Origin of the sequence: Streptomyces sp. NBC_01689 (assembly GCF_036250675.1) — a bacterium.
GTDB lineage: Bacteria > Actinomycetota > Actinomycetes > Streptomycetales > Streptomycetaceae > Streptomyces.
Map to the genome: position 1 here is coordinate 5,567,344 of NZ_CP109592.1, position 14,121 is coordinate 5,581,464.

Sequence of the window (14,121 nt, forward strand, 5' to 3'; positions counted from 1 at the left end):
CTTCCCCGGCGGCCGTCCGAGCCGAATGCGCCGGGTCGTGCTTCTCCGCGCGCCGTCACAAAGCGTGCATAAGTGATAATCCCCCGAACGGGTGTTGACGTGACGTGTCCGTTTGATCACGCTTATGGGTAGCGATGCGCCGCGAGGGGACGGCGAGGGTTCCGGTGACGGGAGCCCTCGGCGAGTGCGGATCGTGATTCGGCGTCGGCTCCTTCGGGGTCCTGAGGGGCAGGGCGGGTGCGCCGGAGCCGGATGGCGGCGCGCGTTGCCGTGCTCGGGGCGAGCAGTGACGCGCCGCCAGTCGACTCCTTCCCTCGCTCTCCGTCGCCTCCCCTGACCCTTCCCGCGTGCCGCTGCCCCCTCCTAGAGCAGGGCGACGGGGGCGACCGGTGTGCCCGTGCCGCCCACGAAGGGTTCGGGCATCGCCGACAGCAGGAACGAGTGGCGTCCTTCTTGTCCACAGGCTGTGGACAACTCTTCGAGATTCCAGTTCTGACCCTGCAGCATCCCCATCTCCACCAGGTCGAGCGCGTGGACGGGCAGCCAGAGGTCCTCGATCTCGGGCGGGAAGATCTCGAACGTGAGGGTGTCGTTCGCGACGGCCGCGACATCCCGCGCGTGGAACCACTCCGGCGTGCGGACGGACAGGCCGGGCGACGGATACGCGTAGCCGTGTCTGTCGCCCGCCAGATAGACCTGGATCTGACCGGTCCGTACGAGCACGATGTCCCCGGCCCGCACCCGGGTGCCGGCCAGTTCCTCGGCGGCGTCCAGGTCCTCGGGGGTCACGGCGTGCCCGCCGTCGAGACGGTCCACGCCCCTGGCGCGCGCGACGTCCAGCAGCACGCCCCGGGAGACGATGTGCCGGGGTCTGTCGATGCCGCCGAACGCGGCGCCGCCGTGCGGGGTGACCGTGTCGGCGGGGCGGCCGTTGTAGAGCGTCCCCGAGTGCGAGACATGGCTGAGCGCGTCCCAGTGGGTCGCGGCCTGCAGGCCCAGGGTGACGGCGTCGTCGCTGCACGCCACGGTGCCGGGGCCGAACACCTCCTGGTTGATCTGCACCATGACGTGCAGCGGATTGATCCGCCCGGGGATCATCCCGGTCTGCACCCCGTCCTGCCGGAGGGGGAGCGCGAGGGGGACGCGGCGCCCCGAGCGGACCTCCCGCGCGGCCCGGCGCACCACCTCGTCGGTGATGAGGTTCAGGGTCCCGATCTCGTCGTCGGCGCCCCAGCGCCCCCAGTTGTTCACCCGCTTCGCGATCTCGTGGAAGGCCGGGTGGAGCGTCGGCGCTGACATGAGTCCTCCCCGGGGCTTGTCTTCGGGTATCTGACGGGCCGTAGAATCCGAATTGAATCTAACGGACCGTCAGAAACTGCGGGAAGGGGCCGGACATGGGGAACTTCTTGGCAGGCAAGGTCGTCGCCGTGACGGGTGCGGGGCGGGGCATCGGACGCGCCGTCGCGCTCGCCGCGGCCGGTGAGGGCGCGCGCGTCGTCGTCAACGACTACGGGGTCTCCGTCGAGGGCGCGGAGCCGACGAGTTCGGTCGCGGAGGCCGTGGTCAAGGAGATCGAGGCGGCCGGCGGGGAGGCCGTCGCGGTGGCCGACGACATCTCCACGATGGAGGGCGGCCGGCGCGTCGTGGACACGGCGCTGACCTCGTGGGGGCGGATCGACGGAGTCGTGTGCGTGGCCGGCATCCTGCGTGAGCGGATGCTGTTCAACATGTCCGAGCAGGAGTGGGACCCGGTCGTGGCCACCCATCTGAAGGGCACCTTCACGGTCTTCCGGGCGGCCTCGGCCGTCATGCGCGAACAGCGCTCGGGCACGCTGATCGGCTTCACCAGCGGCAACCACCAGGGCTCCGTGGCGCAGGCCAACTACAGCGCGGCCAAGGGCGGGATCATCTCGCTGGTCCGCAGCGCGGCGCTCGGCCTGCACCGCTACGGCGTGACGGCGAACGCGGTCGCACCGGTCGCCCGCACCCGGATGTCCGCGAACGTCCCCATGGAACTGGCCGAGATCGGCGAACCGGAGGACGTCGCCGCGCTGGTGGTCTACCTGCTGTCGGAGCGCGCCCGGCGGGAACGGATCACCGGGCAGGTCTACACGATCGCCGGACCGAAGATCGCGGTGTGGGCGCAGCCGCGGGAGCTGCGCGCCGGGTACGCGGAGGGCGGGTGGACGCCGGAGCGGATCGCCGACTTCCTGCCGGGCACGGTGGGAGTGGACCCGATGCCGCTGCTGGAACGGGTGGAGGCGATGGCGCGGGCCGCGGCGGAGAAGTCGCGGCCGAACGCGTGAGAGTGCCGGGGTGCCGGCCGACCGGGAGGACGACGCGTGGAGTTCGGATTCGATGCCGAGGACGAGGTCTTCCGGCGTACGGCGCGGGACTGGCTGGCGGCGCACCACCCGGGTGACCCCGGCCGCCGGGAGTGGGAGCGGGAGCTCGGGCGGGACGGCTGGATCGGCCTCGGATGGCCGGAGGACGGATACGGCAACCGGCGCGCGACCCTGACCCAGCAGGTCGTCTGGGCCGAGGAGTACGCCCGCGCGAAGGCCCCGGCCCGCTCCGGGCACATCGGCGAGAAACTCCTCGCCCCCACTCTCATCGGCCACGGGACGGCGGAGCAGAAGGCCCGCTTCCTGCCCCCGATCGCCCGCGGCGAGGAACTCTGGTGCCAGGGCTACAGCGAGCCCGGTGCCGGCTCCGACCTCGCCGGCGTCAGGACGACGGCGGTACGGGAGGAGGGCGCCACGCCCTCACGGACGTACCGCGTCAGCGGCCGGAAGATCTGGACCTCGCTCGCCCACGAGGCGGACTGGTGCTTCGTCCTGGCCCGCACCCGGCCGGACGCCCCGCGCCACCACGGTCTGTCCCTGCTCCTCCTCCCGATGGACCAGCCGGGCCGTGTCGAGGTCCGGCCGATCCGCCAGCTCACCGGCACCAGCGAGTTCAACGAGGTCCTCTTCGACGGCGCGCGGGCCGAGCATGTCCTCGGCGGCGAGGGCAACGGCTGGCGGGTGGCCATGAGCCTGCTCGGACACGAGCGCGGCGTCTCGACCCTCGCCCAGCAGGTCGGTTTCGCGGCGGAGCTGCGACGCGTGATCGAGACGGCCGTCGCGACGGGCGCGGCCGGTGACCCGGTCCTGCGCGACCGTCTGGTGCGGCTGTGGGCGGAGCTGCGCACGATGCGCTGGAACGCCCTGCGGACGCTGGGCGGTCTCGGCGACGTGGGCGCGCCGAGCGTCGCCAAGCTGCTGTGGGGCGGCTGGCACCAGCGGCTCGGTGAGCTCGCGGTGCAGATACGGGGAGCGGAGGCGGCGACCGGCCCGGCGGACTGGTCGGCCGCCGCGCCGTACGAACTCGACCCGCTCCAGCACCTGTTCCTGTTCAGCCGGGCCGACACCATCTACGGCGGCTCGGACGAGATCCAGCGCACGATCATCGCCGAGCGCGTGCTCGGCCTGCCGAAGGAACCCAGGGGATAGCCCGGGGACGAGAGGGGAGCCGGTGCGATGCGAGGCGTGATCTTCGACGGTGAGCGGACCCAGGTCGTGGACGATCTGGAGGTACGGGATCCGGGGCCCGGCGAGGTGGGGGTCGCCGTCTCCGCGGCCGGACTCTGCCACAGCGATCTCTCCGTGGTGGACGGGACCATCCCCTTCCCCGTTCCCGTGGTGCTGGGCCACGAGGGGGCCGGGACCGTCGAGTCGGTGGGCGCGGGCGTCACCCACGTCGGTCCCGGCGACCATGTCGCGCTGTCGACCCTCGCCAACTGCGGCGCGTGCGCGGAGTGCGACCGGGGGCGGCCGACGATGTGCCGCAAGGCGATCGGCAGGCCGCAGCGGCCGTTCACCCGGGGCGGGCGGCCGCTGTACCAGTTCGCCTCCAACTCGGCTTTCGCGGAACGGACGGTGGTGAAGGCGGTCCAGGCCGTCCGGATCCCGCGGGACATCCCGCTGCCCTCGGCCGCGCTGATCGGCTGCGGGGTGCTGACGGGCGTGGGAGCCGTCCTGAACCGCGCGCGGGTGGGCCAGGGCGAGCGCGTCCTCGTGATCGGCACCGGCGGCATCGGGCTCAACGTGATCCAGGGGGCCCGGCTCGCCGGGGCCCTGAGGATCGTCGCGGTCGACTCCAACCCGGCCAAGGAGGAGGTCGCCCGCCGGTTCGGCGCGACCGACTTCCTCACCTCCACCGAGGCCGTACGGGAGATCCTCCCCACGGGCGCGGACCACGCCTTCGAGTGCGTGGGCCGCGTCGAACTCGTCCGTCAGGCGGTCGACCTGCTGGACCGTCACGGCCAGGCGGTGCTCCTCGGCGTGCCGCCCGCCGGGGCCGAGGCGTCCTTCCTCGTCTCCGCGATGTATCTGGACAAGTCGATCCTCGGCTGCCGCTACGGATCGTCGCGCCCCCAGCGCGACATCACCCTCTACGCGGACCTCTACCGCGAGGGCCGCCTGCTGCTCGACGAACTGGTCACCCGCACCTACCCGGTGGAGGACTTCGACAAGGCGGCCCAGGACGCGCACGAGGGGAGGGTGGCACGGGCGGTCCTGACGTTCTAGGCCGTGTCCGGGCCGTGCGCACGGCGGGGCGGGCGTCCTCCGTGGCCTGACCGGGGAGCCCGGAGACACCGGCGGGACGGTTGTCCACAGGCCGGGGAAATCCGCTGGGGTGCTGTCGGTGCGGTCCCCTAACGTCGTCGCATGAGCTACCGAGACCTCGCCTCCCGACAGGCCCTGGCCTGGGCCGCGGTGGCCGTCGGCGCCCGGATGCCGGTCGCCATGGCGCCGCTGGCCCTGGTCTTCCTGGTCCGCGAGCGTCCCGGTGGCTACCCGCTGGGCGCGGCCCTGGCCGCCGCGTACGTGCTCGGCGAGATCGTCGCCGCGCCCGTCCTCGGCACCCGCACGCGTCCGGACCGCGCCCGTCCCCAACTGGCCCTGGGCCTCGCCGCCGGCACCCTCGGCTTCACGGGCCTCGGCGCGTTCCCGCACGCGCATCCCGCGGTGCTCGCCGCGTGCGCGGCGCTGGCCGGTGCCGCTCCCTCCGCGGCCCCCGGCGGCCTCCGTGCCCTGCTGACCGGCATGGTCCCGAAGCGGGCCGTCGCCCAGGCGCTGTCCGCCGAGTCGATGCTGACCTTCGGCATCTGGGCGCTGTCCCCCGCGGTGGTCACCGGCCTCGCGCTGGAGGTCGCCCCGAGAGTGCCGCTGCTGCTCGCCGGCGCCCTGATGGCCTCGTCCGCCGCGGGCCTGTGGACGCTGCCCGCGGGCTGGGACGCGGACGAGACGGACCGCGCGGGCGAGTCGATGCCCCGCATCCTGCTGCGGGCCTGGCCCGCGTACGTCATGGGCGCGGCCGGCCTCTCCCTGCTCGCCCTGGCCGAGCTCGTGCTGCCCGCCCTGCTGGAGCAGCGCGGCGCGGGCGTCGGCTGGGCGGGCCCGCTGCTGACGGGGCTGTCGCTGGGAGCGGCGGTGGGCGCGTTCGTGTACGGGCTGCGCTCCTGGCCGGGCCGGCTGGCCACCCGGAGCACCGTGCTGACGTGCGGGATGGCCGGGTGCCTCGCGCTGGTCGCGCTGATACCGGACCTCGCCTGGATGGCCTGCGCCCTGGTGTGCGCGGGCGTGCTGCAGGCGGGCGCGATGCTCACCCGCAATCTGTCGCTGCGCGAGATGCTCCCGCCGAGCGCGCTGGCCGCGGGGTACTCGGTGATGTACGCCGCGGTGGGCGCGGGGTACGCCGCGACGGGCTCGCTCGCGGGCGCCCTGCTCCACTTCGGGGCCCCCTCGACCGCGATCCTGGCCGGAGTGGGACTCACCCTGCTGCTCACGCTCGTGGGCGCGTGGGGGGAGCGCGGCGGTGCGGGGGGAGGCGGTGACCGCTCAGCCGACGGCGCCCGCCCGCGCGGTGCCGAGCAGGGGGCCGGGGCTCCGGCCGTCCCCGCCCGGCCCGCCTCCGGTGTCCCGGCCCGACGAGCGGAAGGTCCGGCGGTACGCGGTGGGGGTGACGCCGAGGACGGCCTGTAGGTGCTGTCGCATCGACTGGGCCGTGCCGAAGCCGGCGTCGCGTGCCACCTGGTCGATGGAGAGGTCGCTGGACTCCAGGAGGTGCCGGGCCCGTTCGACGCGTTGCCGGGTGAGCCACTGTCCCGGGCTGACGCCGACCTCCTCGCGGAAGCGGCGGGTGAAGGTCCGCACGGACATGGACTCCTGTCCGGCCATGTCGCGCAGCTGGATCGGCTCGCCGAGGCGGTCGAGCGCCCAGGCGCGGGCCGCGGTCGTGGTGGCCGCCTGCGGTTCCGGGACGGGCCGCCGGACGTACTGGGCCTGGCCGCCGTCCCGGTGCGGCGGTACGACGGTCCGGCGGGCCACGTCGTTGGCGACGGCCGTCCCGTGGTCACGGCGGACGATGTGCAGGCACAGGTCGATCCCCGCGGCGACGCCCGCGGAGGTGAGGACGTTCCCGTCGTCGACGAAGAGCACGTCGGCGTCGACCCGGACCCTCGGGAAGAGCCGCTGGAAGTGCTCGGCGTGGAACCAGTGGGTGGTGGCGGGCCGGCCGTCGAGGTACCCGGCGGCGGCGAGGACGTACCCGCCGGTGCAGATGGAGACGAGCCGGGTGCCGGGACGGATGTGGGCGAGGGCGGCGGCCAGTTCGGGGGTCAGGACGCCTTCCTCGTGGACCGGGCCGAGTTCGTAGGAGGCGGGGACGACGACGGTGTCGGCGGTCGCGAGCGCCTCCGGTCCGTTCGCGACGAGGACGGCGAAGTCGGCGTCGGTGGCGACCGGGCCCGGCGGCCGGACCGAACAGGTGACGACCTCGTACAGGGACCGCCCCCCGGCGTCCCGTGACTTGCCGAAGATGCGCTGCGGGATGCCGAGTTCGAAGGGCAGCAGCCCGTCGAGAGCGAGCACGACGACACGGTGCCGGCGGAACGTACTCCGAGAGCTCATGGCCCGATCCTAGCGAATGCTGTCCTCCCGGCCACTCGCTCGGAAGGGCGGCCGGCCCGAAGCTCGATGATGTGACCCAGACAACCGAAGCCGTGGACGCCGCTCAGCTGCCCCCCGCCTCCCGGCGGACCCGAATCCACCGTGCCTGGTTCGTCGCCGCCGTCACCTTCGTGACGATCATCGGCGCCGCGGCCTTCCGTTCGCTGCCGGGTCTGCTGATCGACCCCCTGCACCAGGAGTTCCACTGGTCGCGCGGCACGATCGGCGCGGCGGTGTCGATCAACCTCGCGCTGTACGGACTGACGGCGCCCTTCGCGGCCGCGCTGATGGACCGCTTCGGCATCCGGCGCGTGGTCGCGGTCGCCCTGATGGTGATCGCGCTCGGCTCGGGACTGACCGTGTGGATGACGGCGGCCTGGCAACTGCTGCTCTGCTGGGGCCTGCTGGTCGGACTGGGCTCCGGCTCGATGGCGCTGGCCTTCGCGGCGACGGTCACCAACCGCTGGTTCACCGAACGCAAGGGCCTGGTGACCGGCATCCTGACGGCGGCCTCGGCCTCCGGCCAGCTGATCTTCCTGCCGGTGCTCTCCTGGATCGTCACGGAACACGACTGGCGCCCGGCGGCGGTGACCGTGGCCCTCGCCGCCCTCGCGGTCGTCCCCTTCGTCTGGCTGCTGCTGCGCGACCATCCGGCGGACGTCGGTCTGAAGCCCTACGGCGCGGCCGGGTTCGTACCGAAGCCGCCGCCGGTACGGGGTGCGGCCCGGCGTACCGTGAGTGTCCTCCTCTCCGCGGTCCGCACCGGCCCCTTCTGGCTGCTGGCCGGCACCTTCGCGATCTGCGGGGCCTCGACGAACGGCCTGGTCCAGACGCACTTCGTGCCCGCGGCCCACGACCACGGGATGCCGATCACGGCGGCGGCCTCGCTGCTCGCGGTCATCGGGGTCTTCGACGTGGTCGGCACGGTGGCCTCCGGCTGGTTCACCGACCGCTTCGAGCCGCGTCGGCTGCTCGCCGTCTACTACGCGCTGCGCGGAGTCTCGCTCCTCTTCCTCCCCATGCTCCTGTCCTCGGCCGTGCACCCCCCGATGATCTTCTTCATCGTCTTCTACGGTCTCGACTGGGTCGCGACGGTCCCGCCCACCCTTGCCCTGTGCCGTGAGCAGTACGGCGAGGACAGCGCCATCGTCTTCGGCTGGGTGCTCGCCTCGCACCAGATCGGCGCCGCCCTCGTGGCCTTCCTGGGCGGTGTGGCGCGGGACGCGTTCGGCTCGTACGACATGGTCTGGATCGCCTCGGGCGCGCTGTGCGCGGTGGCGGCGATGATGGCGCTGGTCATCCGGCGGCGGCCGGCCGCTCCCGTGCTGACCGTACGGGCGGCCGTCTGAGACCGGCGTGCCGCCGGGCGGCTGGGCCGGGCGGCCGGGCGGCCGGGCGGCTGGGCTGAGGGGCTGGACGAAGCGGCTAGACGAAGCGGCCCCGGTGGAAGAGCAGCGGCGCGACCTCCGTGTCGGCGCCCGCGCCACCGTCCCCGGATCCGTCCCCCGTGCCGAGCGCGTCCACCCGTCCCACCACGATGAGATGGTCCCCGCCGGTGTGCACCGCGTGGATCGTGCAGTCGATCCAGGCCGCGGCTCCCGCGAGGCGGGGCGAGCCGGAGACGGGTGCCGCGTCGTATCCGACCCCCGCGAACTTGTCCGCCCCGCTCACCGCGAACCCGCGGCACAGGTCGCCCTGATGCGCGCCCAGTACGTTCACGCAGAAGGAGCCCGCACGGGCGATCCGCGGCCAGGTCGACGACGTACGGCCGACCATGAAGCAGACCAGCGGCGGGTCGAGGGAGAGGGAGGAGAAGGACTGGCAGGCGAATCCGGCCGGACCCGCCTCCCGGGGCTCCCCGGGTCCCGCCGGTGCGGTGACGACGGTCACGCCGGTCGCGAAGGTGCCCAGCACCCGCCGGAACTCGCCCTGGTCGACCGGTGCCCGCTCGTCCGCGCCGACCGACCGCAGCTCCGGGCGCGGCAGCATCTCGACCGGTCCCGCGACGGCGGGGCTCCCGGCCGACCGGAGATAACGCACGGCCGCCGCCGCCATTCCCGCGTGTCCCATCACACCGTCCATTGAAGCTGACGATGCGTCAGATGGGAAGGGCCGGCCGCCCTGGTCCGTCATCTGCCCCGGAACTCGGCCGCCCGCCGTTCCACGAAGCTCGCCACCCCTTCCTTCGCGTCCGCCGTCGTCATGTTGATCTCCTGGGCGGCGGCCTCCGCGGCGAAGGCGGTGCCGCGGTCGGAGTCGAGGGAGGCGTTGACCAACTGCTTGGTGAGGGCCAGGGCACGGGTCGGCCCGGCGGCCAGCCGCTCGGCCCACGCCCGGGCGGTCTTCTCCAGGTCCTCGGGCGGGACGACCCGGTTGACGAGACCGAGCCGTTCGGCGTCCCCGGCGCTGAGCGCGTCGCCGAAGAACATGAGTTCCTTCGCGCGCTGGGGTCCGACGAGACGCGGCAGCAGATACGCCCCGCCGCCGTCGGGGACCAGCCCGCGGCGGACGAACGCCTCGATGAACCGCGCCGGTTCGGCGGCGATCACGAGGTCGCAGGCGAGGGCGAGATGGACACCGAGGCCGGCCGCGGTGCCGTTGACGGCGGCGATCACCGGCTTCTCGCAGTCCAGGACCGCCGCGACGAGCCGTTGGGCGCCGAGCCGGAGCGTGCGGGCGACGTCGCCGGGGATCCGTTCGCCCGCCGCGGGCGCGCCCCTCAGGTCCGCGCCCGCGCAGAATCCGCGGCCCGTCGCGGTGATCACCATGGCCCGGACGTCCGGGTCCGCGGACGCGGACGCGAGCAGCGCGATCACGCGTTCCCGCTGGTCCCAGGTGAGGGCGTTCATCGTCTCGGGGCGGTCGAGGGTGATCCACGCGACGCCGTTGCCGATGGCGTGACGGATCGACGAGTCGGCGGACCCGTCGGAGGACCGCGGAGGTCCGGCCGTTCCGCGCGATCCGGCCGGCTCGTGAGATCGGGTCGTTTCTCGTGATCCGGCCGGTTCGTGCGATCCGGTCGGACCGTCGGACGCGGCCGGCGTCCGGGGCGAGGCGGGCATGGGAGGGCTCCAGTTCGTACGGGACGGGGCGGTCGGTCGGTGGCGCGGGGTTCAGCGGCAGACCACCAGGGCGTCCAGGGCCACCGCCCCCTGCCCCCGGGGCAGCACCATCAGCGGGTTGACGTCGAGCTCGGCGATGTCGTCGCCGAGCTCCAGTGCCATCCGCTGTATCCGCAGGACGACCTCGACGAGCGCGTCCACGTCCGCCGGCGGCGCCCCGCGCACCCCGTCCAGGAGCGCCCGACCGCGCAGTTCACGGAGCATTCCGCGGGCCTGGTCCTCGCCGAAGGGCGGCACGCGTACGGCCGTGTCCCGCAGCACCTCGACGAGGACACCCCCGAGCCCGACGGCCACGGTCGGCCCGAACAGCTTGTCGTGCGTGACCCCCACGACCATCTCGACGCCCCGTTCGACCATCTGGCACACCAGCACCCCGTCCAGCGAGATCCCCTCGTAGCGCGCGATGTCGGTCAGCTCGCGGTAGGCGTCCCTGACCTGGCTCGCGGAGGTCAGCCCGATCTTCACCAGGCCGAGTTCGGTCTTGTGGGCGATCTGCGCCCCGGAGGCCTTCATGACGACCGGGTAGCCCACCAGGGCGGCCGCGCGCACGGCCGCCGCCGCGCTCGTCACCAGTTGTTCGCGCGGCACCCGTATCCCGTAGGCGCGCAGCAACTGTTTCGCCGCGTGCTCGCTCAGCTGCTGTCCCGGCCGCATCAGCGCCTGTGCCTTGCGGAAGGAGGGCGAGGGGGTGCGGGGTGCCTCGTCGAAGGGCGAGCGGTAGCCGGCGGTGAACCGGTGGTGCTCCAGATGGGCCCGCACGGCGGTGATGCAGTTGGCGAAGGTGCGGAAGGTGGCGACCCGCGCCGAGCCGAGGAGCGTCTCGCGGTAGGCGGCCTCGGTGCCGACGGGCGACCCCCACACCACGCACACCAGCTTGTCCGTTTGTTCCGCCGCGTCCACCAGATCCCGGGCGAGCCGGTCGCTCATCGGCGGGAAGGGGCCGGTGATCGGGCAGATCAGCACCCCGACCGCCGGATCGGCGAGGATCGCGTCGATGATCTTCCGGCCGCGCCGGTCGCCCACCGGGTGTCCGCCGTTGTCGACGGGGTTGGCCACGCTCAGGTACTCGGGTATCCACTGGTGCAGTTCGTCCTGCTTGGCCGCCGAGAGGGTCGGCAGGCGCAGGCCCGCCGCCGTCGCCAGGTCCGCGAAGTGGGCCCCCGTGCCGCCGGAGATCGAACAGACGGCGACCCCGTCGGCCAGCGGGGCGCGGGCGCGGGCCAGCAGGGCTGCGGTGTCCTGGAGTTCGTCGAGCCCGTCGACGCGGATCACGCCGAACTGCCGCATCGCCGCGTCCACCACGGTGTCGGCGCCGGTCAGTTTGCCGGTGTGGGAGGCGGCGGTGCGGGCGCCGGTCTCGGTGCGGCCGACCTTGACGGCGACGACCGGCACCCCGCGCCGGGCGGCGCGGTCGGCGGCGAGCAGGAAGGAGCGGCCGTCCTTGAGCCCTTCGACATAACAGGCGATGGCGCCGACCTCGGGCCGCTCGGAGAAGTAGGAGATGAAGTCGGCGGTCTCCAGGTCGGCCTCGTTGCCGGTGGGTGCCCAGTGGGAGAGCCGTACGCCCAGTTCCTGCATGGCGAAGACCGGGCGGCCCTGGTGACCGGACTGGGTGATCAGGGCGACCGCGGGACCGTCGAGGTCGTCGCGGAACCGCTCGAAGGCGTTGAGGTTGGTGTTGGGCCCGAGCAGACGCAGCCCCGAGCGTCGCGCGGCGGCGGCGAGCCGGTCCTGCGCGGCCGCGCCCTCGGCGCCGGTCTCGGCGAACCCGGAGGCGAAGGCGACGGCGAACTTCACCTTGGCCTCCCCCAGTTCGTCGATGACGGCGAGCGGGTCGCCGACCAGCAGCACGGCCAGGTCGACCTGCTCGGGCAGGTCGGCGACGGTGGGGAAGCAGGGCAGGCCGAAGACGGCCCGGCGGGTGGGGTGGACCGGGTGCAGCCGGGCCCCGACCCGCTCGGCCCAGGAGATCAGCTGCCGGGTGATGCCGGTGTTGGGCCGCCCCTCGGTGTCCGAGGCGCCGACGACGGCCATCGATCCGGGCCGGAAGAACCGGTCCAGATCGGGTACGTCGGCGTACAGCGGGCGTCCGCCGACGTCGAGGTCGTCGACGTCGGCCGGCCGGCCGTGCACGACGGGTGAGGGCTGCTCGCCGCAGGCGATGACCCGGGCCCGGCGGGAGTCGGTGGTGAGGGTGCCGTGGGTTGATCCAAGCATCGGTCCGCCCGCTCCTGTGTGACAGTCCATTAACTGACGCACTGTCAGATTACTTAACTGACGGCCTGTCAGGAACAGTCGTGCAGGCAAAGCCGCGTACGTGCGGTGGGCGTGCCGCGCCGGTGGGCGGCCGGACGGGCGCTCGGGCGAGGCGTGCGGTGGCGCGTGGGGCGGGTGCGCGGCGGGCGGACGTCCGGCACGTGGACGGACGCGACGGGCACACGGTTCGTACCCGCGGTACGCCGACCGGAACCCGGCGCCGGGGGTCCGGCATCACCGCGCCGTGCCGTCCTTCGCGTCCGCCGTGTGCCGTCCCTCAGGTCGGCCGCGCCCGGCCCCGTGCCGCCGCGGTCCGTCCCGCCCGGCCCGGGGCTCCGGTTCAGCCCGCGGTGCGGCTCCGTCGCGTGGTGCGCGCCACGGCCTTCGCTATCTTCTGCGCGTCCAGGGCGAGTTCGCGGAACATGCCGCTGATGGGGTTGGTGAACCCGGTGAAGTACAGACCGGGTGCGTTCTTCGGGGTGCGTCCGCCGTGCACGACCGGACGGCCCCGTTCGTCCAGCACGCCGAGGTGTCCGACCACGCCCTCCAGCGCGCGTTCGTACCCGGTGGCCGCGATCACCGCGTCGGGGCCGATCCGGGTGCCGTCGGCGAGGACGACCTTGCCCTCCTCGAACCCCTCCACCGCGGCCACGATCTCGACCCGCCCCTTGCGCACGGCGTCGATCAGGCCGACGTCCTGGACGGGGATCGAGCCCTCCTTGACCCGCGAGTAGAGGCCGGTGGCGGGGCGCGGCAGCCCCTGCGCCGACAGGTCCGGGACACTCGCCTTGGCCATCGGCCCGGCGAGCGCGTCGACCACGCGCACCGGCAGCCGCCGGACGAGGATGCCGGTGAACTGGGCGGCCCAGCCCGCCGTGGAGCGCCGCACGATGTGCGGGGCGGTGCGCACCGCGAGCCGCACCCGGCCGGCGCCGCCCTCCACCAGGTCCACGGCGATCTCGGCGCCCGTGTTGCCGATGCCGACGACCAGGACGTCCCGTCCCGCGTAGGGCGCGGGCTCGCGGTATGCGCCGGCGTGCAGGAGTTCGCCGCTGTAGGCGTCGCGGCCGGGCCAGTCCGGCAGGCGGGGGGTGTGGTTGGTGCCGGTGGCCACGACGACGGCGCTGCCGGTCAGTTCGCGGCCGCCGGTGGCGTGCAGCAGCCAGGAGTCGCCGGCGCGCTCGACGCGCGAGACCTCGACGCCCGTGACGATCTCCAACTGGTGGTGCTCGGCGTACTTCTCCAGGTAGCGCACCACGTTGTCGCGCGAGACCCAGCGGCCGAACGCGCGGGGCATGGCCAGCCCCGGGAGGGCGGACAGCCGCCGTGTCGTGTGCAGGTGCAGCCGGTCGTAGTGGCGGCGCCAGGAGGCCCCGACGCGGTCGGACTTCTCCAGCACGACGGCCCGTACGCCCTGGGCGCGCAGCGCGTACGCCACCGCGAGGCCGCCGGGGCCGCCACCGATCACGTACACGGGGCGGTCCTCGTGGGACGGTACCGGGCGGAGTGTGGAGGAAGCAGTCGAGTCGGCCATGAGCGCGAGCGTAATCACGTCGTCAATTGATAGGTCTCGGTCAAGCCCGGAATCGGTTGCGAACTGATCACGACTGCAGGAGGGGCGGGTGCGGTCGGTGGCGTAGGTCACTCGGAACGCGCGGAGTCGGTGGAACGCGCGATCGGGCCGGGCCGGGAGCGGGTGTGCGCGCACGTCTTGCGTGAGGGTGCCCTCGTCCGCTGAACTGACGTAC

At 73.6% G+C, this 14,121-nt stretch carries 10 protein-coding genes; 4 read left to right on the plus strand and 6 right to left on the minus strand.

The annotated features are described in order from the left end of the window. Positions 1-363: 363 nt before the first annotated feature. The gene (locus tag OG776_RS23735) at positions 364-1,299 is read right to left on the minus strand and encodes a cyclase family protein (protein ID WP_148008949.1); all 936 of its coding nucleotides are present in this window, start codon (positions 1,297-1,299) and stop codon (positions 364-366) included. 95 nt (positions 1,300-1,394) lie between these two features. Here OG776_RS23735 and OG776_RS23740 point away from each other — a divergent pair, with 95 nt between their 5' ends. From OG776_RS23740 to OG776_RS23750, 3 genes are read left to right on the plus strand one after another with little or no spacing between them, the layout of a single operon-like run. Next, positions 1,395-2,306: an SDR family NAD(P)-dependent oxidoreductase gene (locus OG776_RS23740; protein ID WP_148008948.1), complete on the plus strand. Its 912-nt coding sequence runs from the start codon at positions 1,395-1,397 to the stop codon at positions 2,304-2,306. Positions 2,307-2,342: 36 nt separating this feature from the next. Further along, positions 2,343-3,494, plus strand: coding sequence for an acyl-CoA dehydrogenase family protein (locus tag OG776_RS23745; protein ID WP_329322506.1), 1,152 nt, complete (start codon positions 2,343-2,345; stop codon positions 3,492-3,494). 27 nt (positions 3,495-3,521) lie between these two features. After that, on the plus strand, positions 3,522-4,571 hold the full coding sequence (locus tag OG776_RS23750) for a Zn-dependent alcohol dehydrogenase (protein ID WP_148008946.1): 1,050 nt from the start codon (positions 3,522-3,524) through the stop codon (positions 4,569-4,571). A 1,314-nt stretch (positions 4,572-5,885) separates the two neighbouring features. Here the strand turns inward: OG776_RS23750 and OG776_RS23760 are convergent. Then, the gene (locus tag OG776_RS23760; protein WP_261994504.1) at positions 5,886-6,956 is read right to left on the minus strand and encodes a GlxA family transcriptional regulator; all 1,071 of its coding nucleotides are present in this window, start codon (positions 6,954-6,956) and stop codon (positions 5,886-5,888) included. A 71-nt stretch (positions 6,957-7,027) separates the two neighbouring features. On the opposite strand from OG776_RS23760, the gene OG776_RS23765 reads away from it, so the two are divergent. Further along, entirely contained in the window at positions 7,028-8,344 is a 1,317-nt protein-coding gene (locus OG776_RS23765; RefSeq protein ID WP_329322507.1) for an MFS transporter, read from the plus strand. 76 nt (positions 8,345-8,420) lie between these two features. On the opposite strand, the gene OG776_RS23770 is transcribed toward OG776_RS23765, so the two are convergent. The 4 genes from OG776_RS23770 to OG776_RS23785 all read right to left on the minus strand — a co-directional run bounded on the left by OG776_RS23770 (position 8,421) and on the right by OG776_RS23785 (position 13,907). Continuing rightward, positions 8,421-9,065, minus strand: a complete 645-nt coding sequence (locus OG776_RS23770) for a flavin reductase family protein (protein WP_148008944.1) — start codon at positions 9,063-9,065, stop codon at positions 8,421-8,423. A 59-nt stretch (positions 9,066-9,124) separates the two neighbouring features. Then, positions 9,125-10,057: an enoyl-CoA hydratase-related protein gene (locus OG776_RS23775; protein ID WP_148008943.1), complete on the minus strand. Its 933-nt coding sequence runs from the start codon at positions 10,055-10,057 to the stop codon at positions 9,125-9,127. Positions 10,058-10,108: 51 nt separating this feature from the next. Beyond that, positions 10,109-12,334, minus strand: coding sequence for an acetate--CoA ligase family protein (locus OG776_RS23780; protein ID WP_329322508.1), 2,226 nt, complete (start codon positions 12,332-12,334; stop codon positions 10,109-10,111). 379 nt (positions 12,335-12,713) lie between these two features. Continuing rightward, on the minus strand, positions 12,714-13,907 hold the full coding sequence (locus OG776_RS23785) for a flavin-containing monooxygenase (protein ID WP_329322509.1): 1,194 nt from the start codon (positions 13,905-13,907) through the stop codon (positions 12,714-12,716). Between the last annotated feature and the right edge of the window lie 214 nt (positions 13,908-14,121).

Coding starts and splice junctions, on each gene's coding strand:
- OG776_RS23735 (WP_148008949.1), bottom strand. CDS start 1,299: ATGTCAGCGCCGACGCTCCACCCGGCCTTCCACGAGATCGCGAAGCGG.
- OG776_RS23740 (WP_148008948.1), top strand. CDS start 1,395: ATGGGGAACTTCTTGGCAGGCAAGGTCGTCGCCGTGACGGGTGCGGGG.
- OG776_RS23750 (WP_148008946.1), top strand. CDS start 3,522: ATGCGAGGCGTGATCTTCGACGGTGAGCGGACCCAGGTCGTGGACGAT.
- OG776_RS23760 (WP_261994504.1), bottom strand. CDS start 6,956: ATGAGCTCTCGGAGTACGTTCCGCCGGCACCGTGTCGTCGTGCTCGCT.
- OG776_RS23770 (WP_148008944.1), bottom strand. CDS start 9,065: ATGGGACACGCGGGAATGGCGGCGGCGGCCGTGCGTTATCTCCGGTCG.
- OG776_RS23775 (WP_148008943.1), bottom strand. CDS start 10,057: ATGCCCGCCTCGCCCCGGACGCCGGCCGCGTCCGACGGTCCGACCGGA.
- OG776_RS23780 (WP_329322508.1), bottom strand. CDS start 12,334: ATGCTTGGATCAACCCACGGCACCCTCACCACCGACTCCCGCCGGGCC.
- OG776_RS23785 (WP_329322509.1), bottom strand. CDS start 13,907: ATGGCCGACTCGACTGCTTCCTCCACACTCCGCCCGGTACCGTCCCAC.